Raw genomic sequence first — 23,220 nt, 5'->3', positions numbered from 1 at the left:
GAAAAGTATTAAGCTTCACTTTATGAGCCAGTTATCTGAATAAGTGTGATTATCAAGGGATTATGTCGGTCTAATTACCAAGGAATTATGTATTAGTCCAGACAAGATCTGACAGTCGCATAAGTGCCATGAGCCGACTATAAGCCGTAACTCGTTTCTGCCCCAAAGTGAGTTAACGTAATTACTTTATAGGTCGGCTTTGAGCTATCAGATACAGTCTGATTCATCTAATGATATTGGTTCTACTCCATAATCTTATATTCCACTAACTTTTATGTTGGTGATGACATAAATAACTGTATGAACACACAGTTTTGTTGTTGTGCTCCCATATTCAAGAAAAATGAGCGACGAGTGCATTTTCTTGAATATCTTTAGTGTCAATAATAATATTAAAGTTGGCTATGCATTACGTTATTTGTTAAAAATAGATTCATTAATACATGCGCGTAACATCGGCACAAAGATGCGCGACGAACGCACTATAAAATTGTTAGCTACCTCAATCAACATAGGAGCATAAATGAGCATTCTTTGGTGGGAAAAGACAGTTGAATACTATTTCATCCAAAAGTACGTTGATTTAAGAACATTCGTAGCTCCGCTAGATGGAAATCACGAAAAGGCTGGAGATGCTATATTTGCAAATGTTTCTAAATGGGTGTTAATTGAATTTAAGCGAGATTCTAAGAGTGTTAGTGATGAATTAAAAAAATTCACAGATTATAAGAAAGCTAAGGAAGAGCTTGAATCAATTGGTCAGCACCATCTAATAATTTATGGGGAAGAAAACTTCTTAGGTAAAGATATTGAACTTGTATGTCAAGAGTATTTTTCTGGCAAGAAAGTTGATACCGAACTGGCACTAGAATCGGGAATATCAAAGAGTAAGTTCATCGAATATATTAATAAATTTGTTGAACATAAGAAAAATTCTAAAAGTGGTTCTGGAAGTTTTGGACTGGTAGCTGGTGTAAGCAAAACAGGTGCTGTAACCAGATGTATGAGACTAAATGAGTTTGGTAAAGCGATAAAATTAGAAAAAAAACTCCAAATCAAACTTGATCAAGAGCTCCAGAATCAGCAACAAACACAAGCGCCTCGTATGCGGTAGCAAACAAGTAAATCCAGGTGATGCCTACGACGCAGCTGATTTAGGCTTTAGATTCCTACGCGCCGTCTAAGAGGGAAGATTATATAGAATCATGGATAAAAGCATCGAAAAAATTATCAATCCGCCTTGGTTGAATTCAATAAGAAAGATGGAAAAACAATTAAGCCTTGCTGCTTCAGTGTTTCAGGAATCTGAAACAATTCGAACAATAAGAAAGCTCAGTGAGACAACAAGGCTGGCATCTTTGGCTTTTAACGAATCAGAATTAATGAAATCTGCTCGGATTGCCGCTGACAGTAGCAGACTCGCTTCGCATACTTTCCACGAATCAGATGCCATGAAGTCTATTAGGCAAATGACAGAATCAACTCGGTTGGCAACGTTAGCTCTACAAGAATCGGATGCTATGAGGTCTTTTAAGGCTGTAGCTGAATCAGCCCGACTATCCTCTCTGGCATTTCAGCAGTCTGATTTTGCGAAACAGCTGAAAAGATTTGAAAAAACAAGTCAGCTTGCCTCAATTGCCTTGCAGCAATCTGAGGCATTTAAGCAAATATCTCAAATTAGTAACTTGGCGTCATTTAAAGCTTTAGCCAGTCTAGATAACAGCCCATTTCCTGAAAGTGTAGCCTTGGTCTTCACGTCGGAAATGGGCAAGACCGATACAATAGATGAATCTCTTATAGAGATAGATGCTCAAATAAGCGCAGAGGTATATTCACAAACAGACTTTAATGCGCTATCTGACAAAACTAAGAGCATCTTGCTCTATTTATACCACTATTATTTTTTGCCGATTTTACTTAGTTGCTTATCTGCTTACATGATGACCAACGCAGTGGAGGCAAGAAAAGAGCTAGAGTCTATATCTACGCCTACCGAGGTTAGGCAATTTACTCGCGCAGCTAACAGCAATTTTGATCGTTCCTCGTTAAAAGGGTTTCGTGTAACAACAGTGCAATCTCTTCATTTTAGAGAAGGCCCCAGTATGAAATCTGAAATAATAACGACTTTGCCAATTGGTTCATTAGTTGAGGTAATAGATAAGTCACACCGCTCATGGCTTTTAGTCGAAGTAGAGATTGATGGAGTGCTTGATCAAGGCTGGGTGTCGAGACGCTATACGGCATATTTTAAATGAATCTAACAAACGGCCGCACCGGACAAATTTCTGCTTTCACCTTTTGTGCAAAAGACGCACAAAAGTCGCCATCAAAAATTTGCTCGGAGAGCCGGGCGTTATGTTTACTATGGAGGTTTGATGTTAGGCCAATTTGCTAAGTTCTTAAACTCATTATGTAATGCAGCTCCAAAGCTGTATGAACTTTACCGACAAGGACAACATGACGATAAAATAGTTGAGCTTCTTGAGTGTTTTTTTATCATGGGTGACCTCGTTGAAACCGCTGATGAGCTGTTAGATATTTGCCGAGGAAAAGATGCCATCATATTTTCAGAATTAGATGAGAATGAACTGCAAAAACATTATGGGATCGTGCAGAGCAAACTAACAATTCAACTTCAAAGGCTACAACGGATGGAGGATATATTTCTGGAAAATCCTACTATTGAGTTACTTGATGCCGATATCCAAAAAGATTTGAAAAGAGCAATTGGAGGTAAAGAGCAAGGACTTTATCACTTAGGTGCAGGTTTGTTTTTCAATCAAATGTTAGGGGATTCTATAAAAGAGAATGAATTAAAAGACGACTGGATGCGTAGAGTTGTCATGGAAAAATATGAATTTTCAGAATCAATTTGTGATTTAAAGAAATTTTCGATTAAAGATCAAAAAGAAATTGTAGTGGAACTTAGAGTGTTAAGGCATTGCTATAGAGATATCCTTGATAAAATTGCTGAGCCAAAGCATAAAACGTTATTTGCAACAAAAGCAAAAGAGTTGGCAAAAACTTACAGCGTACGAGTGTAAATAAAACAAGTGTCTAAATCAAAGGACGCAAAACAACAGGTTTGCGCTTCTTCGTTGCTATTTTAAGTCTGCTATTCCGCGCAGGTTAGGCAAGCATTACCGAATAAATACTCTAACTTGCTTTTGTCCAAAAACGAGTTTACTCGACCGTCTGCTTCTCGCTCAAAGCCGCCTGTAGGGCGAAGTCTAACCCCGTTCTTTTAAACTGTAAAATCGGACATGAGCTACAAGTTATCAAGTTGATTTAGGTAGGTTTTTAGTGCTTTAGCTAGTGATGCAAAGCCAATCATGTCAAAATTTATTTTGCTTATTTCTATCCATTTAGCTTCTGATATTTCGCTTTTTTGTAGCTCTAAACAGGGAGAACTTGTCAATTCAAAGTAAAAAACACTATCTAAAGTATGGTAAGTGATATTTTGGAAATTATAGGTATTTGGGAATGATGCAATATATTGCCAACAGGTACTCTCTATCTGCAAACCAAGCTCTTCTTCTACCTCTCGGCTTAAAGCCTGTTCAAGGGTTTCGTTATGATCTACAAAGCCACCGGGCAAGTCTAACATTCCGTGGCATGGTTGTTTTGCCCTGATCGTAAATAGTATTTTATTTTGAAACTTAATTATTCCTGCAACCGCAGAAGCAGCATTATGATAATAAAGAAAATCACAATCTTTACATTTCCAGAAATGCTGATTGATAAAGTTGATATTAATACTTTTACAATTAGGGCAAAATTTAAACATAATGGGACCTATATTCTCTTAATAAAATTCACTATTTCAGAGGTTTTTTGATTCAGTAAATTAATATCACCTCTTGTTTCTAGATTTACCCTAAGTAGCGGCTCAGTATTAGAGCATCGAACGTTAAAACGCCATGTATCAAAGGTAATTCCCAGGCCATCAATATGCTCGGTTTCAATAGCATCATGAGCGTATGCTGTATAAAGAGCTTCTAGTACGGTTATTGCATTATCTACAGTTAAGTTAATTTCGCCACTGCATGGGTATTGTTGCTGGTATTGCTCTACTAGAGAAGATAGCGGGGTGTCTATACTACTCAAAAATTGACATATTAATAACCAAGGAATTGTCCCATTATCACAATAGTAAAAGTCTCTAAAATAGTGATGTGCACTCATTTCACCGCCATATAAAGCATGTTCTTCGCGCATGCGTTCCTTTATAAAGGCGTGCCCCGTTTTACTTTTTATCCCTAGTGCATTTGTATCATTAATGATGGACTCTGTATTCCAATAAAGGCGAGGATCAAAAATAATTTTACCCTCTGGTTCTTTATCCAGCATTAGTTTCGCAAAGAGTCCTACTAAATAATACCCCTCAATAAAGTCACCTTTTTCGTCAAAGAAAAAGCAACGGTCAAAATCACCATCCCAAGCAATTCCTAAATCAGCTTTATGCTGTTTAATTGCATGCTGGGTAACAGCTCTATTTTCAATTAATAGGGGATTTGGTACGCCATTAGGAAAGTGACCATCAGGCTCAAAGTTCACTTTGATAAACTCAAAAGGTAAGTGTTTTTCAAGTGAATTTACCACTTCTCCAGCTCCACCATTGCCTGGATTGACAACTATTTTTAGTGGTTTCAGCTTATCGATATTAATAAACTCGAGTAACTTTTGCGTATAGGCACTTCTTGGGTTTTGAAATGATAAGCTCCCTTTTTCTTTAACGGGAGCAGGGAAGTTATTGTCTTCGATTATAGCCTTTATTTGAGCTAAACCCGTTTTTTCGCTTACAGGGACTGACTCTTTTCCAACAATTTTCATGCCGTTATAATTGGCAGGATTATGACTCGCGGTTACGCAAATACCACCATCAGCATTATAATGTGGTACGGCAAAGTATATTTCTTCGGTACCACACTGACCTATATGAATTACATCTACACCACAATCAATTAATCCTTGTGCTAAGGCTTCACAAATATCTGGGCCTGATAAACGTATATCGTGACCGATAACAACTTTATCACCCGTAAGCACTTGTGCGTAAGCTTGCCCTATTTTATAAGCAAGTAGAGGATTTAATTGCTCTGGCACTATGCCACGAATATCGTAGGCTTTAAAACAGTCTAGGGAATACATAATGTTCTCCATTATTGAGGCATTTTTAAGTCATGATTTGAAATCTCGTAACCTTTAGGCACAAGTATTAGGCGCCTAAAACCTGATATTTCAGCCCAGGGTTTGTAGCTATTATTCTGCATGACATTAAATTTAATTTGTTGAGTACCGATTTTTAATTTTACCGAACCTAATTTTTGTAAGTTCAGCTCTGTTAGCTCAGAAGAAAGGTTGTTTTGTCCGATATTTACATTTATTAATATTCCCGCGGCATCAGTATTGTCTTGCTTGAAATATACATCGTAATTCCCTGCTTTTTTTACTTCTATTAAGTAACTAGCACTATCTCCTTTAGCTTTCATATTAGTCATATGATGCGCTGTACTAATAGTATTTCCATTTGTTGTTGCAGCTCCAAAGCCATTTACCACAGAGATCGTTTCGTTACCACCTACAACAAAAACAGGTGGTGCATAGCTTGTTTTTGATACAAGAAGTTGATGAAACTTTTCTTTTAGCTTTACCTTCATTTTATTTGCTACAACAGGGTGTTTTGAAATGACATTGTGGCGCTCTAAAGGATCTGCCTGCATATCAATAAGAATGTATCTTTGTACTGGTTGCGGGTAGCCATCGCGGTCATTAGCTGGGTTTAAAATAAGCTTATATTGCTCGTTTCGCAGACCTATTACTTGAGAGTGATAGGTCATTTGTGAACGAGCCTCATCATCAATTGGTGTCCATTGATTAAAATGCTCTTTATTAGATTTAACGCTGTGCGAAGCTATATATGTTTCTCTGTTGTTAGGCCCCTCAGTATTACCGTACAGGTAATCGACAAAAGACTGTCCATCTATAGGTTTATTTGTTTTTGGTAATTGAGTTTCGGTTAAAGATAAAAGTGTTGGGAAGATGTCTTTCACGTCTACGTAACGATTCACCGTACCTGCTTTGAATTCATTAGGCCAGCGAATGAATAGGGGGGACTTTATGCCATTTTGCCAGCTTTGCCCTTTATTACCGTTCATTTTAGAGGGGTTACGTTCTTCCCACTCACTTTTGGTCATTGCGCCTAAGTTACTGGAATCCCACCAAGGGCCATTATCGCTCATAAAAATAACTATAGTATTATCAGCTAAGCCTTGTTCTTCTAAGCTTTGTAAAAGGCGACCTATTTGATAATCCATTTCTTCAATCATTCCGTATAAATTCGCAATGGCTGGCCGCATTCCCTTATTAATAAATTTTTGTGTAAATTCTTTAGGTGCTATCCAGGGTTCATGAGGGGCTAAGTAACTTGTATATGCAAAAAAAGGTCTATTTTTATTTTTTCTTATAAAATCGATACTGTAATCAGTGATTACTTTTGAAACCCAACCCTTATGCTCTACTGGATTGCCATTATAAAAACCTGTACTGTTTTTATGTTGGTAAAGCTCTGCATAGTAGGCTTCATCAAAACCTCTATCGGTTGGCATATAACCTTCAGTTTTACCTATGTGCCACTTACCCCATAGCCCAGTAGCATAACCATTGTCGTTTAAAATATCAGAAATCAAAGTTTCAGATAGCTGCATGTAATCACGACCACCGTGCACCCCAGATACGCCTGTCTTATAAAAATCTCTTCCTGTTAATAAGGCCGCCCGTGTAGTTGAGCAAACCGGCGTAACCGAAAAGTCAGAGAATTGAACTGATTGCTTAGCTAAGGCATCTAAATTAGGAGTTTTTATATATGGGTGTTTATGCAGTGATAAATCATCAAATCCCATATCATCGGCAGTAATAAGTAATATATTAGGTGGTTCCTTCGCCCATAGTGGGAGGCTAATTAATATCAGAATAAATATACTAAGACGCATGTGAAAGCTCCTTTATTAAGGGTAATACTTCAACGCCAGCCATAACTAGATGGTAAAGAGTACTCGCAGGGGCAGTGTCATTGATGACATCATTATTTTTATCAAGTTGGTCTACGTATGCACCTTGAGCAGTTGAGCGAATAAAGTGAGTTAAAATTCCACTTGCAGCCTGATCGGCATCTTGCAGATAATTATAAGTTGATGCTTTTTCATATTCAGCTTGCGCTAGGCTTGCTTTTAACCATTCCGTCATAGGCCAGCAGCGTTTGGTACCTGATGATACAAGTGTTTTAATGTTTATTTCATCAAGAAGTAGACCGCTATTTTCGTCTAAGCCTAGTTTTAGGGCATTGTGGTAGAGTATGTTACAAATTTTATCTACCGGTGCTTGAGTGTATTTTTGATACTGGCGAAGTAACCAAACCCACTCCATCATGTGCCCAGGCTCAACGGTGTTTCCTTTATCACATGCTGCTTTTTCCCAATTTTTGCTAAAAAATTCATATACAACACCTTGCTCTAAATCCATAAAGCAGGTTTCGAACAAGCAATATACTTCCCCAGCTTTGGCTAACCATTTTGCATTATTTGTAAATTTATAAAGAGTTAAAAAGGCTTCAAATAAATGCATATGAGGGTTTTGTCTACGAAATTTTGTTTCATAGCTACCCTCACTCCAACCTCCTGGTGAATCTTTTAACTGTTTATCAATTTGACTGAGTAGTTCGTTTGCCGCATTAAGTGCGTTCAGGTCATTGAATACGTGATAACGCCAACCGTATGCTAGTAATAAAAAAGCTATGTCATATAAATCTTGATCATCATTAATTATTTCATGCTGATAATTTAATAAATGAGCGTAATGTATTGCGCCAGGTTTTTTTGCATATTTGGATATGTAGTTTTCTAGGCCTGAAACCAGCGAAAAACCATTTTTAATCCATCCTAATTTATGACCAACAGAAAAAACAAACATCTGTCTTGTTTGTACTCTCACTCTTCGATCAGATGTGATGTCAGGCTCACCATTAGCATTTATTTTTTCATAGCTGCTACCGAGCTCATCAATAGCCAATGTGCTCCAATAGGGTAGTGCTTTATTTTCTAACCAGTTCACATACTCATATAGGTTATTTTTCATTGTGTTATACCTTTTGATTTTTAACGATTACTCTGACAAATTTTAAATTGTCAAAAACACCAATGTGAACCGGTTCATTTTTTATTTAAATTTTATTTGGGCGCGCTAGTGCTTTCTCTGATCACGAACTCATAAGGTAAAATATGCTCTGTTACTTTTGGTTTTATTCCTGAGAGTAGCTCAAATAGTAGCTCTGCTGATTTTTCCCCAATCTTTTCAGCCGGTTGTGCTACCGTGGTTAGCGTAGGTGTGCAGTAGCGAGATACATTCATGTCATCGAAACCAGTAACAGACATGTCATCAGGAACTTTGAGTCCTTTGTCGGTAAACCCCTTCATAGCGGCAATTGCCATCTGGTCATTCATACAAAAAACTGCAGTTGGTATGTTGGCCATTCGAGTAAATGTTTCTGCGGCACTTAGTCCTGACCAGTAATTAAAGTCACCTTCAACGATAAGATCAGCGTCATATTCTATGTCAAAGTTAGATAAAGCTTTTTTATAACCTTTTAAGCGATCCACTGTATGCGGGTTATCAGCTAGGCCACTAATCACTCCAATTCTTTTATGGCCTAAGCTTATTAAGTATTCAACCACCTTTTGCGAAGCTTGAACATTGTCTATTCTAACTGTTGCCCCTGGTGTATTCTCACAACTACTAGCATTAACGGAAATAATACCTTCTTTCGGTAACAGCGCATCACCGGCCTTATATGGTCGAAGATTTATAATACCGTCTGCAAGTTTAGTTTCCACCATAGAAACAAACTCTTTTTCTCTTTCAATTGAGTCTTTTGTATCCCCAAGTAATACGCTAAACCCTTCCTTTTGAGCTACTGTTTCGATACCAGAAATTACTTTAGCAAAAAACAAATTGGCTATATCTGGTACTAGAACAACAATGGTATTCGATGTTTTTTTCCTAAACTTTTGCGAAAGCATATTAGGCTTATAATTTAGCTTTTTAATTGCAGCTTCAACTCGAGCAAGATTTTTAGGCGACACTTTTTCTGGCGTACTTAAAGCCTTAGAAATAGTACCGGTACTTAACCCCGATTCTCTAGAAACGTCTCTAATTGTAGCCATTATCAACCTTTGGGCAAAAACATTAATGTACTGATAATAAAACAGTTAGATTAACTTTTACAGAAATTTAAAGATATCTCTGGCAATCTTTACTATTAAAAGTTATCTTGAAAATATGAACCGGTTCATTTGGTTCATTTTTAGATTAACACAATAAAATAATTTATCCACAATCTTGTGGTCAAAAGTCACTAAGTTAGGTTGTATAAAATGAATATGACAACATTAGACTTGGCAATAATTTTAAGCTACTTAGTAGGAATTGTTCTATTAGGAGTTTGGATTTCCAGCCGAGCAAAAAAAAGCACACAAGGCTATTTTTTAGGTGGAAATAGTCTCAAATGGCAATATCTCGGGCTTTCAAATGCCTCTGGTATGTTTGATATTAGCGGAACGATGTGGATGGTATATCTTTTATTCATCTACGGGGCTAAAAGTATATTTATTCCCTGGCTATGGCCTGCGTTTAATCAAATATTTCTAATGGTTTTCCTTTCTATTTGGCTAAGACGATCAGGGGTTATGACTGGTGCCGAGTGGATTAGGTTTAGGTTTGGGGATAACCGTGGTGCAAAGCTGAGCCATTTAATTGTAGTCGGTTTTGCTTTATTAAGTGTACTAGGCTTTTTAGCCTATAGTTTTATCGGTATAGGTAAGTTTGCAGTTGCATTTTTACCGTGGGAGCTTTCAGCTGACCCGCAAACCAATGAAGTGTACTACGGACTAATATTAACCGCTTTTACAACTATTTATGTTGTAAAAGGTGGCATGACAAGTGTGGTTTTCACTGAAGTTCTCCAATTTATTTTGATGACTATTGTGTGTATTGCAATTGGTATAATTGCAATGAATCAAGTCTCAGCTGAAATGCTAGCAAAAGTGACGCCAGATGGCTGGGCTGAAATAGGCTTCGCTTGGCAATTAGACATAGATTGGTCTGGTATTTTAGACAGCGCCAACCAAAAAATTATCGAAGATGGCTGGTCATTATTCTCGGTATTTATAATGTTGGTATTATTTAAAGGGATTTTACAAAGTCTGGCTGGGCCAGCTCCTAATTTTGACATGCAACGTGTTCTTTCGGCGAAAACTCCGACAGATGCAGCTAAAATGAGCTGGCTTGTTAATGTTGTTCTATTATTTCCTCGCTACATGATGATTGCAGGCTTGACTGTTTTAGCTTTAGTATTTTATATGGACGAGCTAAATGGAATGGGCGATGCTGTTGATTTTGAAAAAATTCTCCCTTTTGCATTAGCTAATTACGTTCCAGCGGGTTTACTCGGTTTAATGATTGCAGGCCTGTTAGCTACTTTCATGTCCACATTTGCTGCCACTACTAATGCGGCACCTGCCTATGTTGTAAATGACATATATCGACGTTATATAAATCCAGAGGCGACTGAGTCAGTTTCATTAAAACTAAGTTACGTTGTATCTATCTTGTTCGTTGTTTTAGGTACGGCTATTGGCTTATTTGTACCTTCATTAAATGACATAGTACTGTGGCTAGTTTCAGCTCTATACGGTGGTTATACAGCATCTAACGTTCTTAAGTGGTATTGGTGGAGATTCAATGGAATGGGCTACTTTGCCGGCATGGCCGTAGGTATTGTGGCTGCTATCCCTATGATGTTCACAAGCGTTTCGCCTCTTTATGCATTCCCATTTATGTTTGCTTTTTGTTTACTAGCATGTGTTGTCGTGAGCTTAAAAACCAAGCCAGATGATATGGAAGTTCTTAAAGCATTTTATCTAAAAACTCGACCTTGGGGGTTTTGGAAGCCTGTTTTAGAAGAGATTCATAAAGACAACTCAGCTGTTTTACCTAACCAAGATTTTAAACGCGACGCATTGAATGTTGTGCTGGGTATTATATGGCACACATCGCTTACCGCTGCTCCAATCTTTATGGTTATTAAACACTGGGTGCCGTTCACCATCGCATTAACTGTTGCCGCAATTACGTCGCTAATCCTCAAGTTCAATTGGTGGGATAAGTTAGTCGATTACCCCGAACATGCGCAGTTAGCCAACACAAAAGTTTAAAAGTCGTTAAATATTAAAGAGAATTATGATGAGTAAATTAACAATCACAGAATTTGAAGCAAAGCTTACAAAGTTACAGGCACAGCACAAAACATTAATTGCTAAAGAAAATTCAGAAGTACAAAAAAGCAATGGTATTTATAGTCGTTGGAGCAATCCAATAGTCACTAATGATCACATTCCATTAAATTGGCGTTACGATTTTAATCACGAAACAAATCCGTTTTTACTAGAACGAATAGGCGTAAACGCAACACTCAATTCAGGCGCGATAAAATTTAACGGAAAATACGTAATAGTAGTTCGAGTGGAAGGTGTTGATCGAAAGTCATATTTTGCGGTTGCTCAAAGCGATAATGGCGTCGATAACTTTGAGTTTTGGGAACGTCCGATTACGATGCCCGAGACAGAAGAGCCAGATACAAACACATATGATATGCGCCTCGTGGAGCATGAGGATGGCTATATTTATGGGCTGTTCTGTACAGAACGAAAAGACAAAACTCAACTAGAAGACACTAGTGCGGCAGAAGCACAGTGTGGTATCGCAAGAACAAAAGATTTAGTTAATTGGGAGCGCTTACCTGATTTAGTTACTTTCTCTGGCCAACAGCGCAATGTTGTATTACACCCTGAGTTTATTGATGGTAAGTACGCTTTATACACAAGACCTCAAGATGGTTTTATTAGTGTTGGCGGAGGCGGTGGTATTGGCTTCGGACTATGTGACTCTATGGAAAAAGCAGTCATCAATGAAGAAACGATTATCGATGAGAAAATCTACCATACAATTACTGAAGTCAAAAATGGGCAAGGGCCTGCGCCACTTAAAACTTCACATGGTTGGTTACATTTAGCGCATGGGGTACGTAACACCGCGGCCGGTTTACGTTATGTTCTATATACATTTCTAACTGATCTAGAAAAACCTTGGATTATTACTCATAAACCTGGTGGTCATTTAATTGCACCTGAAGGTGATGAACGAGTGGGTGATGTATCTAACGTTGTGTTTAGCAATGGTTGGATAGCTGATAGTAATGGTGATGTATTTATTTATTATGCCTCGTCAGATACGCGCATGCACGTTGCTACATCAACCATCGAAAAATTAGTCGATCACTGCGTTAACGCGCCAAGTGATGGACTAAGTTCTGCAAAATCAGTTGAGTCAATTAATAAGTTAATTGATAGCAACTTAGCTATTTAGTTTGAGGTTTAAAGGATATGACTAACTTTAATCACTCTACAATTTCAAAAGAGCTTGAGAACATTGCTTCATGGTGGATAGATAATTCAATAGATCATCTCAATGGTGGCTTTATTGGTGAAATCGATTGCAAAGGTAATCAAGTACTTCACGCTAGTAAAGGGATCGTTTTGAATAGTCGTATCCTTTGGTTTTTTAGTGAGTTGGCTTTGAAAACTAAAAATACAGCTCATGTTGAAGCAGCAATCCGCTCATTTAATTACATAATTAATTATTTTGATGATGCCGAATTTGGAGGGGCTGTTTGGGAGCTTGATTACCAAGGTAACGTTATCAACTCTAAAAAACAAACATATGCACAGTGTTTTTGTATTTATGCTTTTTCTTCATACTTTAAATTAACAGGCTCAAAATTGGCCTTCAGTAAGGCTGAACAATACTTTGAGTTAGTGGAGAAATTTGCACTAGATAAAGTGCATGGTGGTTATATAGAAGCGATGACCCAACATTGGGAAAGCATTGAAGACTTTCGGTTGAGCGAAAAAGATATGAATGCGCCGAAATCAATGAACACTCATTTACATGTGCTTGAAGCCTATACTGCTTTCTATCAAATAAAAAAAGATGCAGTGACCAAGCAAGCTTTAACAGGTGTACTTGATACTTTCGCAGACAATATTGTTGATGCTGACAGAGGGCATCAAAAATTATTTTTCGATATGGAGTGGAATGACTTATCAGAAGCATTTTCCTATGGACATGATATTGAGGCTAGCTGGTTATTAAATGAAGCTATTGAAGTGTTGGATAATCAGAGAATTAACGCAAAGATTTACCCAATAGTTATTAAGCTTGCCTCTTCATGTCTATCTGAAGCTATCGGTAATAAAGGGCAAGTTTGCGATGAGTTTGTTTTTTCAACTGAAACAAGGTTGGAACATAGTGATTGGTGGGTGCAGGCTGAAGCGTTGGTCGGATTTTTAAATGCATATGCAATTACAAAAGATAAAAAATACTACGATGCTTGTGTAGCAATATGGAATTACATAGACGAATACCACTTAGATAAAGAGTTTGGAGAGTGGCATTGGGTATCCACTAACGATCTTAACGATGTGAAAGCTCGCTATAAGGTCGGATTTTGGAAAGCTCCTTATCATAATGGTAGAGCGATGATGGAGTTATGTAGATTGTTCACCGAGTTAGATGAAGGAATTAAATAATGCGCTTACTGACACTTCTTACAGCACTTATCGCTACCCCTACATTGGCTTTTGATAACTATATTACAAGAACAGGTAGTGAGTTATACGATGGTAACACGCCTTTTCGTTTCGCAAGTTTGAATGCTCCAGAGTTACATCGAATTGAGGATGATGCATTAGGGGTTTGCAAGAATGATAGTCGAAGTTGGGGGCAATATTTTAAATGGCCAACGTCAGATGAACAAAAAAATTGGGTACAATCTTTTGTTAAATCAGGTCTAAATGTTACTCGCACATACGTCTTTTCAGTTGCGCAAAAAGATGATGAAAAATGTGCGAGGGAGACACATATATTACCTCCCGAAGAAAAAGATGGTATGCCAAGGCTTAATGAGAAAGCTATGCGAATCTTCGATCAACTTATCGCACATTCTGATAATGAAGGGTTACGCTTAATAATTCCATTCATTGACCACTGGGAGTGGTGGGGGGGACGTAAGCAGTTAGCTGCATTTTATGCAGAAACGGAAGATGACTTTTATAATACTAATTCAAAAACATATGCCGCTTACAAAAGTATTATTAAACAGGTGATTACCCGAAAAAATACGATTACAGGGCGATACTATTATGAAGAAAAAAGTATCATGGCATGGGAAACAGGTAATGAACTAGTAAAAAGTACAACAGACTTTGTTTCACAGACTGCAGCGTATATTAAGTCTTTAGCCCCTAATCAATTGGTTATAGATGGTAACTATTTGTCAATTTTAGATTCTTCTTTGGACGATCCGAATATAGACATCATTAGTAATCATTTTTATACGGTAAATGGTAATAATAAACCTCAAACAGTTAAAAATGACTTAAAAAAAATCGCAGGGAAAAAACCTTATATTGTAGGTGAATTTGGTTTACAGCCCATAGAAGGGCTTCAAGATATCATGGAGACGGTTGTAAATTATTCTTACAACGGAGTTAAAGCATCAGGCGCTATGATTTGGGGTTTCCGTGGGCGCAGACATAATGGTGGCTTTTATTGGCACGCAGAGGGCGATAGTGGTTACTATAGTTACCATTTACCAGGCTTTGATGCAGGCAATGCTAACGAAGAGAAAAAGGTGATTCAATTAGTCAGAGAGTCACAGGCTAAAATGAATGGCCTAGAAAGTGCTCCTACTCTTCCTGTTCCACAAGCACCTATATTAAGAAATGTGACCAAAGACCTAAAGTTATCATGGCTAGGTTCCCCAGTTGGTGAACATTATTCAATAGAGCGTAAACTGTCAAACAGTTCAGACTGGGAACGAGTTGCTAGTGAAGTAACTGACGGTAAAAATAAGTTTAATCCACAAAAAGATACATTGTTTCAAGATACTTGGCCAGCTGGATACTCAGGTGAAATAAGCTATAGGGTAATTGCTGAGAACGAGGCGGGGAAATCCGCGCCAAGTAATGTTGTGAATACAAATTCAAATAACAAAAATACTTTTATCAAGGTTGAAGGCTCCCAGTTCATAAAAAATGGAAAGCCTTATTACTATGTAGGTACAAACTATTGGTACGGCCCTCTTTTAGCTGCTCCCGATGGGGATAGGAAAAGGCTTATTAAGGAACTCGATAATTTAGCTAATAATGGAATTAAAAACTTACGAATACTAGCTGGAGCTGATGGCGGGATAACAGACTCCTCAGTGAAACCAGCATTACAAATTAAACCTAACGAATACAATGAAAATTTATTAATTGGCTTAGATTATTTACTTGCCGAAATGTCAAAGCGAGACATGGAAGCGGTTCTATATCTAAATAATAATTGGATCTGGTCTGGGGGGATGTCGCAGTACTTACAATGGATGGGGTATGGGGATGTGCCTAATCCATTTGAAGAGGGAGTCTCTTGGCAAGAATATATGGATTACACTGAACAGTTTTATAGTTGTGATCCATGTAAGGCAAGCTACTACAAACACGTTAAATTCTTATTAGAACGCACAAATAGTATTACAGGTGTGCCTTATAAAAATGATCCAACCATAATGAGTTGGCAGCTTGCTAATGAGCCTCGTGTATTTTCAGAAAAGTCAAAAATACCATTCAGACAGTGGGTTAATGAATCGGTCAACCTTATCAATGTTTTAGCGCCAAATCAGTTGATAAGTACCGGTAATGAGGGCGCTGCTGGGAGTATGGGTAGTCTAGAGCTGTTTAGAGAAAACCATACCAATAAGCATATAGATTACTTAACTATGCATATGTGGCCAAAAAATTGGTCTTGGTACGATGTTAATAATGAAGCTGAATCATTAGAAACAGCAATAGATGAAGCAAACCAATATATGAGTGAACATATTGAAATAGCTAAGTCTATGAATAAGCCAATCGTTATGTCTGAATTCGGCTTTCCGCGTAATAAGGAAAGTAACTCTCCTAAATCTCTTACTGATTACCGCGATAAGTTTTACAAGGCCATGTTTAGAAACATTACTCATAGTCGAAATCATGATGGTGAGCTTGCGGGGTTTAACTTTTGGGCTTATGCCGGTTATGGCGTTGCTAATCCCAAGAGCAATTATATTTGGCAAGAAGGAGATGACTATCTTGGCGATCCTGCACAAGAGCCCCAAGGTTTGAATAGTGTATTTGCAACCGATGTTAGTACCTTAAAAATCATCAAAAAAGTAAATGAGAATTTACAAGGAGTGAATCAATGAGAGCGATATTTTTAATAATTTTCTTAATGTGCTCTACAGCATTTGCTAGTGATAAAAGTTTCGATAATTTTATAACTGTTGATGGCACAAAGCTTATGGATGGCGATGAAGAGTTCAGATTTTTATCTTTCAATGTTCCTACATTAAATTATGTTGAAGATGAAATGGCATTTGAAACAGCAAATCCATATGCACTTCCTTCAGAATTTGAATTACATGACTTATTTAAAACAGTGAATCAATTAGGGGGCAGAGTTATTCGCTCGTACACCATCCCTGTTAGAAATAATAATTTTCCGGATGAATCTATTACGTTTGTTGAGTCTCCTGGTGTTTTTAATGAAGAAGCATTTAAGGCTATGGATATGGCAATAGCCTTAGCTGGGGAATATAAAGTACGCCTAGTTGTACCGCTACTAAATAATTGGCCTTGGATGGGAGGCCGCCCTAACTATGCAGATTTTAGAGGGAAAAAATCAGAAGATTTTTGGACGGACCGACAGCTGATCGAAGACTTCAAAGCGACAGTTAATTATGTGCTTAATCGAACCAACACGATTACCGGAATAAAATACAAAGATGACCCAACTATCATGGCTTGGGAAACTGGGAATGAGTTAGAAAACCCGGCATCGTGGGCGATTGAAATTTCTAGGTATATAAAGAGTATTGACGATAATCACTTATTAATTGATGGTTTTAATGCAATTCACTTAGAAAAAGAAGATGTATGGGTGCAGCAGTATTCAATTGATGAGCCAACTATCGACATGGTGAATACTCATCATTATGAAGGTAGCCCTGATAAAATGCTCAAAAATATTAAAAAAACAGTTGAGATGATTGGTGGTAAAAAGCCTGTTTTTTTGGGAGAGTTTGGTTTTATAAGTACTACAGGTGTAGAGAAGGTACTCGACTATGTAATATCTGAACCTGCTATTCCAGGGACTTTTTTGTGGAGTCTCCGACGTCATCATCCTGAAGGTGGTTTCTATCAGCATTCTGAACCGGTTGGATATGGGCTATACAGAGCTTATCACTGGCCTGGCTTTGATGATGGACACATTTACGATGAAAGAAATCTATTAAAGCTCTACCGAGAGAAAGCATTTGAAATTCAGGGCAAAGTAGCTCCGAAGATAGTGGTTCCTGAGGCGCCAAAGCTACTGTCATTTAAAGAATCTCCAAAGTTTAGTTGGCAGGGCTCAGCTGGTGCTTCGGGATATAATATACAAAGAAGCCCCTCAGGAAAAAGTGCATGGAGAACAATTGCATATAATGTAGAGGATTTAGATACTCCTGGCTTTGATTTATATAGTGATACAACAGCTGAGATTGGAAAAAGTTATTATTACCGCGTTATTGCACTAAATCAGGCTGGAAACTCTGAGCCTTCAAATATTATAGGCCCTGTCGAAATTAAGTATTTAACCCAAGTTGATAAGGCGAGAAACTTTGCTGTATTGGATGAATCAAGAGGTATTGAGCTAAAAACTGGTGATTATAGGTCTTATAAAGAAGCATTTAGTCGGTTGTCGGGCAAGAAAGGCTCTTGGATAAAGTACGATGTTTCTGCACCCATTCAAAAGGTAGAAGTTTTCACTTATGAACGCTCTCAAAAAAATGCACTTAGTTTTGAATATGCTGATAGCTCTCTAATTTACCGTCCTGTTAATGCTAAGGTTAGCAATTTTAGCTCTAAAGAGAAAAACTACGACTATTTAATACCAAAGAAATATACTTTATCTAGGCTCGATTTTGGGCGTATTAAAATTATTTTTTCAGATAAATCAGAAATTGTTCGTAGTGAGATTGATTACATTGCGAAAGACTAATGGGAATAAATCAAAATTGTTTTAATTTTGTTAACTTTTGATTGCAACTAGAGTTTAAATATTATACGTTTCATATACACCGGTTCATTATTGTTTTAACTGTAGCGAACCGGTTTTTTAACAACACAAAAATGAACCGGTTCATTTGCCATTTCGAAGTAGGCAACAGTTTACGGTATGGGAAGAATGATGAATAAGACAACATACACACACAAACACTCAAAATTAGCTATTTTAGTCGCTTCAATAATGTTTGCTGGAATATCAGGCTGCGTTGAAGGAGAAAAAATTAATACAGAAACGGCAGAATACACTCCAGAATCTAGACAGCTCGGTGTCATTGCGGGCGAAGACGGTGAGTTTGCACCTGGCGAGCAAGTAACTATTGATGGCCGCTTAGTAGGTACCACCGCAGGCCAAACTATTTTATGGTCGCAAACAGAAGGGGATTCAATTGCAATTGAAGACTGGACTAGTACAACGCTTAACTTTGTAGCGCCTCAGGTAGAGGCAATTGAAGCATACACATTCGAAATTAAAGCAATCGACGAGGATGGCAGTGTTGTCGTAGATGCTGATGGCAGCGAACTTAAAGATGACGTTACCATTACTGTTTTTGACCCAGAAAAACTTATTACACTTGAAGCTGAAGACAGTAGTGTTGCAACCTTAAAAGGCACAGTGAGAATAGTTGATAAAAATGATGATATGTATATCGCCGGCCACTCAGGGACTAGCCATACATCAGATATCAACCCAGGCGACTCAGTAACATTCAATGTTAATTTGGATGCACCTGGTTATTACACTGTTTATCTCAACTACGCCATAGGTATCGGCTATGGTGGCAAAGTTGGTCAGGTAAAAGTAAATGGTGTGGTAAGCGAGCTATCACTTGCTGAAACGGGTAAATTTGAACAAATTCGTGTTGATGTTTTTAACATGAATCAAGGGGAAAATACAATTGAAGTTGGCGGAGGCTGGAGCTATTACAGAGTTGACAGTATTCAAATTCTTCCTGCTGCAGCTCCTGCAGCCCCTTTAGCTGTAGAGCCATCTTTAGTTAATCCTAACGCCACAAGTACAACAAAAAAGTTGATGGAGTTTCTAACTCAAAATTACGGTTCATCTACCTTATCTGGTCAAACTGAGTTTCCTGCGAAAGTTGGTAATGAATTCCCTCTAACGAATTTTGACGCAATTGTTGATGCAACAGAAGATGATGCCCCGGCAATTGTAGCCTTCGATTACATGAATTACTCAGCCAGTTATAACGGTAGCGATATCGCTGGATTAACCGATTCAATAATAAAAGCTCACGAAGAAAAAAATATTATTGTGTCTGCACTATTTCATTGGCGTGCCCCAAGCGGTAACGAAGCTGAGCAAGGGTGTTTTTACAGTGATTGTACCTCATTTGACTTAACAGCAGCTCTAGCTGATGAACAAAGTGATGACTATAAAGCGCTGATTAATGATATCGATACTGTAGCTCTTGAGTTAACTAAGCTTGCAAATGCTGACATCCCTGTTTTATGGCGCCCATTACATGAAGCCGAAGGCGAGTGGTTTTGGTGGGGGGCTCATGGCTCTGATGCACTAAAACAATTATGGGAAATCATGTATGAGCGCATGACTAACCATCACCAACTGAATAATTTAATCTGGGTATTCACTCATACACAATCACTAAGTGCAGATTGGTATCCAGGTGACGAGTACGTAGATATTGTTGGCTATGATGGCTATGCAGAGCCAAAGAACGATGATGAAGTCACATTCAAGAGTCAATTTTCAACATTAAAAGATCGCCATAACGGTAAGAAGTTAGTGGCACTTACAGAAACTGGCACTATTCCTAACGTTGAAACTATGCATGAACAAAATGCATGGTGGTCTTTTTTTATAACCTGGAACAGTGAAACTTGGGATACTAGCTCTGTTATAGGACCGCAAGGGGCAGATAAAATAACGATAGATAGTAATTATTCATTTGACGGTATTATCAACTTACTCGATTTACCTAACACGACTGAAAAAGTAGAAGCTGGTACCTATGAAAACTTTGAAGCAAATAGCGATGAGTTCGATATTTCAGCGTGGGAGTTCCAAAACAATTGGTCTCCAACAGATGGTATAAATCTTAGTACAGCATGGTTCTCTGATGGAGCTCAATCTCTTAGTGGCGAGACTCAGTTAGTTGAAGGTGATGATAATATTATTTTGCAAACGTACCCTGAAGGCGGTGTGGTTTTAGGCTCAGTTAATACATTGAAAATTACTGCGCATACAGAAAATGCCGGGAGCGATGTTCAAATTCAGCTATTTGCCAAAGATCAGAATGATGAATGGCGTGATGGAGGTGCAGTGCCTCTATCTGAAAATGGCACTCAGCTATCTCTAGATATTTCTGATTTAAATGAGTTGAGTGGTTTTGGTGTGCGCTTTATGGGGGCTAAAGGGAGTGTAGATACCCCAAGTCAATTTTATATCGACAGCGTTGAATTTGAATAACTAAATCACTGGCTATTCGGCAGCTTTAGGCTGCCCACACACACAACATATAAGGGAAAATTATGAATAATAATACTTTCAAGTATAGCCTTATCGCATCAGGCATTATAAGCGGCGTATTTGCTTCCTCTTCTCTCTATGCTCAAGAAGCAGAGACACAAACAGCTGAACAAGCAGAGAAGGATATTGAGGTTATATATGTTCGTGGTATTAAAAGCTCAATCGTAAAATCGATTAATAATAAAAGATACTCAGACTCAGTGGTTGATTCAATAACAGCTACTGATATTGGTAAATTACCAGATGTTACGATTGCAGATTCACTTCAGCGTATAACAGGCGTACAAATATCACGTTCAGGCGGGGAAGGAGCACAGGTCAACATTCGAGGGTTGCCTCAAGTTGCTACCACTCTCAATGGTGAGCAGATGCTTTCAGCTGGCGGCATAACGACGGTACAACCTAATTTTTCAGATATACCTTCCACAATGGTCTCTGGTATTGATGTTATTAAGTCAGCACAAGGTAAGCATGTTGTAAGTGGTCTAGCTGGCACAATTGATTTGCAAACTGTAAGGCCTCTTTACTTAGATGAAGGTGCTACATTTGTTGCTAAAGGTGAGGCAACACAAGGCTCTATGGGAGATGACACTGATAGTAAGTTCTCTATCTTTGGCGCCTATAATTTAGATGCTAAAACAGCCGTGTCATTAAACCTTAGCTATGACGATGTGAAACTTGCAGATTATTTGATTGGCTCTACTGGAAATGATTGGGGGTTCAATGCAACAGAAAGGTCTAACTTTGTAACAAGTGATGTTGATGCAAACTCAAATGGCAGCTTAGACGATGTGTATTACGCTTTTCAAGGCCATCAGGCTTCAAACAGATTTATAGAAAGAGGGCGTACAGGGGCTAACTTTACTATACAGCATCAATTAAATGATAATTTATTGATCACAGGTGATGTATTTTATACAAAATTAGATGAACATCAGTACCAAGCTGGTTTCGTTGCAAGTCAAGCATGGCAAGGAGAAACAGGCTGGTTTACACCTACAAGTGATGGTTTTACCGCACATGAAAATATTGTTGATGGTGTCGATATAGGCGGTAGTTATAATTCATTTTCAGCTGGGGAGTTGCAAGCTCGACGTACGATGGTCCACTCTGAAACTCATGAAGTAAAAAAAGAAGCACTCAATACGAATTTAGAGTTTGAATATGAAGGCGATGGACCATTTAGCGCTAAATTTAGATGGGTACATGGTACAGCGAAAGATGATCAAGCTGTTAGTTATATAGATGCTTACGTAAACAGTGGCTCTCAGGTAGGTGCGACATATAAAGGTCCAAATGGTGTTCCTTTAGGTAATGCTAATCCGTGGGGTTATGACGGCAGTTTAGCCACATTACCCGATGGGACTCCAGTTGAAGGCTCATATACTCAAATACCTGTAAATATTGCCTATTCAGGTGATAAACAGCATTGGGTCTTGCCTACTATGTCTGTTCTTGAAAATGATGGAACAGTTACAACAGAGCAGTTTGGTACAAATATAGATCGCTATAGCTTAACGTCGAGCAGTTTAGACGGCGTAAATAAAAATGCGGATCTAGATGTATTTCGTTTTGATGGTAAATGGTTATTTGACGGTGATAATCTAATTTCGATGGATTTTGGGGTTCGCTATGCTGTTAGAGAAGTTGAGCAACAAACTTGGCGTGGTGCTGTTGCAAGAACAAACGCATATGGTGACCCATTTTTAGCTCATTGGAAAGATACTGCTTCACAAGCACCAGAAACCTTAGAGTCATTTATAGATAATATAGCATTTACGGATTCTCGTTTAGACGGAAGCGTAACGCAAATTAGTGATTTTCAGGGCGCATCTGGTTTAGGCTCACTGTACTTTATAGACCCAAGAGCAATGAAAGACCCTGTCGGTTTTCATGAAGATATATATGGAACTATCGTACAGACACCTCGAAGCGGTGGTACATACGATTTAGAAGAAACAACATCAACTATCTACGCACAAGCTAACTTTTCTGGAGAAATAAGCGACTTTACTTACTCAGGTAACGTTGGCCTTCGATACGTTAAAACTGAGTATGATATTAATCAAACTGAATCAGGTTCAGGAACGTCAGCAACTTATAATGGTGTTGAGTACATCATAGAAGGTGCATTAGGCACGCCAGCTCCAGCTGCGGGCACTATTAATACGAAACGTGACTACGATGATTTTTTACCTGCATTAAATCTAAAAGTAGATTTAAATGAAGATATGATTATGCGTTTTGCTTATAGCAAAACATTAACAGTGCACGATACTAATAATCTTGCTGGCGGCATTACAGTAAATCGCACGTTAGCTTGTAATGTACAGAAGTCGAATGGTGCAGATGTTTTCTGTGCTACTAGCGGTAACCAATCAGGCAGCCCTTATTTAGATCCTTGGCGCTCAAATA

The 23,220-nt window shown here is 38.1% G+C and carries 15 protein-coding genes; 10 read left to right on the top strand and 5 right to left on the bottom strand.

The window, feature by feature from the left end:
- Nucleotides 1-523: 523 nt before the first annotated feature.
- The 3 genes from AN395_RS17560 to AN395_RS17550 all read left to right on the top strand — a co-directional run bounded on the left by AN395_RS17560 (nucleotide 524) and on the right by AN395_RS17550 (nucleotide 3,044).
- Nucleotides 524-1,114, top strand: a complete 591-nt coding sequence (locus AN395_RS17560) for a hypothetical protein (protein WP_054983781.1) — start codon at nucleotides 524-526, stop codon at nucleotides 1,112-1,114.
- A 91-nt stretch (nucleotides 1,115-1,205) separates the two neighbouring features.
- Nucleotides 1,206-2,255, top strand: a complete 1,050-nt coding sequence (locus AN395_RS17555) for an SH3 domain-containing protein (RefSeq protein WP_054983780.1) — start codon at nucleotides 1,206-1,208, stop codon at nucleotides 2,253-2,255.
- Nucleotides 2,256-2,375: 120 nt separating this feature from the next.
- The gene (locus AN395_RS17550; protein ID WP_054983779.1) at nucleotides 2,376-3,044 is read left to right on the top strand and encodes a hypothetical protein; all 669 of its coding nucleotides are present in this window, start codon (nucleotides 2,376-2,378) and stop codon (nucleotides 3,042-3,044) included.
- 224 nt (nucleotides 3,045-3,268) lie between these two features.
- Here AN395_RS17550 and AN395_RS17545 read toward each other — a convergent pair whose 3' ends face one another.
- The 5 genes from AN395_RS17545 to AN395_RS17525 all read right to left on the bottom strand — a co-directional run bounded on the left by AN395_RS17545 (nucleotide 3,269) and on the right by AN395_RS17525 (nucleotide 9,218).
- On the bottom strand, nucleotides 3,269-3,787 hold the full coding sequence (locus AN395_RS17545; protein WP_054983778.1) for an NUDIX domain-containing protein: 519 nt from the start codon (nucleotides 3,785-3,787) through the stop codon (nucleotides 3,269-3,271).
- An 8-nt stretch (nucleotides 3,788-3,795) separates the two neighbouring features.
- Nucleotides 3,796-5,151 carry a phosphomannomutase/phosphoglucomutase gene (locus AN395_RS17540; RefSeq protein ID WP_054983777.1) on the bottom strand — a complete coding sequence of 452 codons (1,356 nt, stop codon included), beginning with the start codon at nucleotides 5,149-5,151 and terminating at the stop codon, nucleotides 3,796-3,798.
- An 11-nt stretch (nucleotides 5,152-5,162) separates the two neighbouring features.
- Nucleotides 5,163-6,992 (bottom strand): arylsulfatase, encoded by a 1,830-nt coding sequence (locus AN395_RS17535; RefSeq protein WP_054983776.1) that lies wholly within the window; start codon nucleotides 6,990-6,992, stop codon nucleotides 5,163-5,165.
- Nucleotides 6,982-8,133, bottom strand: coding sequence for an AGE family epimerase/isomerase (locus AN395_RS17530; RefSeq protein ID WP_054983775.1), 1,152 nt, complete (start codon nucleotides 8,131-8,133; stop codon nucleotides 6,982-6,984). Before AN395_RS17530 ends, AN395_RS17535 begins: the two co-directional genes overlap by 11 nt.
- A gap of 92 nt (nucleotides 8,134-8,225) precedes the next feature.
- The gene (locus AN395_RS17525) at nucleotides 8,226-9,218 is read right to left on the bottom strand and encodes a LacI family DNA-binding transcriptional regulator (RefSeq protein ID WP_054983774.1); all 993 of its coding nucleotides are present in this window, start codon (nucleotides 9,216-9,218) and stop codon (nucleotides 8,226-8,228) included.
- A 210-nt stretch (nucleotides 9,219-9,428) separates the two neighbouring features.
- On the opposite strand from AN395_RS17525, the gene AN395_RS17520 reads away from it, so the two are divergent.
- From AN395_RS17520 to AN395_RS17490, 7 genes are all read left to right on the top strand, one after another.
- On the top strand, nucleotides 9,429-11,267 hold the full coding sequence (locus tag AN395_RS17520; RefSeq protein ID WP_054983773.1) for a sodium:solute symporter family protein: 1,839 nt from the start codon (nucleotides 9,429-9,431) through the stop codon (nucleotides 11,265-11,267).
- A gap of 25 nt (nucleotides 11,268-11,292) precedes the next feature.
- Nucleotides 11,293-12,477 carry a glycosidase gene (locus AN395_RS17515; RefSeq protein WP_327078105.1) on the top strand — a complete coding sequence of 395 codons (1,185 nt, stop codon included), beginning with the start codon at nucleotides 11,293-11,295 and terminating at the stop codon, nucleotides 12,475-12,477.
- 17 nt (nucleotides 12,478-12,494) lie between these two features.
- Nucleotides 12,495-13,700, top strand: a complete 1,206-nt coding sequence (locus AN395_RS17510; protein ID WP_054983772.1) for an AGE family epimerase/isomerase — start codon at nucleotides 12,495-12,497, stop codon at nucleotides 13,698-13,700.
- Nucleotides 13,700-16,396 carry a hypothetical protein gene (locus tag AN395_RS19545; RefSeq protein WP_200910456.1) on the top strand — a complete coding sequence of 899 codons (2,697 nt, stop codon included), beginning with the start codon at nucleotides 13,700-13,702 and terminating at the stop codon, nucleotides 16,394-16,396. The genes AN395_RS17510 and AN395_RS19545 overlap by 1 nt, the downstream gene beginning before the upstream one ends.
- Nucleotides 16,393-18,231, top strand: a complete 1,839-nt coding sequence (locus tag AN395_RS17500; RefSeq protein ID WP_054983771.1) for a cellulase family glycosylhydrolase — start codon at nucleotides 16,393-16,395, stop codon at nucleotides 18,229-18,231. Before AN395_RS19545 ends, AN395_RS17500 begins: the two co-directional genes overlap by 4 nt.
- Nucleotides 18,232-18,420: 189 nt before the next feature.
- Complete coding sequence (locus AN395_RS17495; protein WP_054983770.1) at nucleotides 18,421-20,745, top strand: glycosyl hydrolase; 2,325 nt, start codon at nucleotides 18,421-18,423, stop codon at nucleotides 20,743-20,745.
- A 62-nt stretch (nucleotides 20,746-20,807) separates the two neighbouring features.
- Nucleotides 20,808-23,220, top strand: a 2,413-nt coding sequence (locus AN395_RS17490; protein ID WP_054983769.1) for a TonB-dependent receptor, incomplete at its 3' end; no start/stop codon positions are given.

Source organism: Pseudoalteromonas sp. P1-30, assembly GCF_001400005.1.
GTDB lineage: Bacteria > Pseudomonadota > Gammaproteobacteria > Enterobacterales > Alteromonadaceae > Pseudoalteromonas > Pseudoalteromonas atlantica.
The sequence above is the reverse complement of the archived record's forward strand: the minus strand, read 5'-3'. Positions and strand labels throughout refer to the sequence as shown.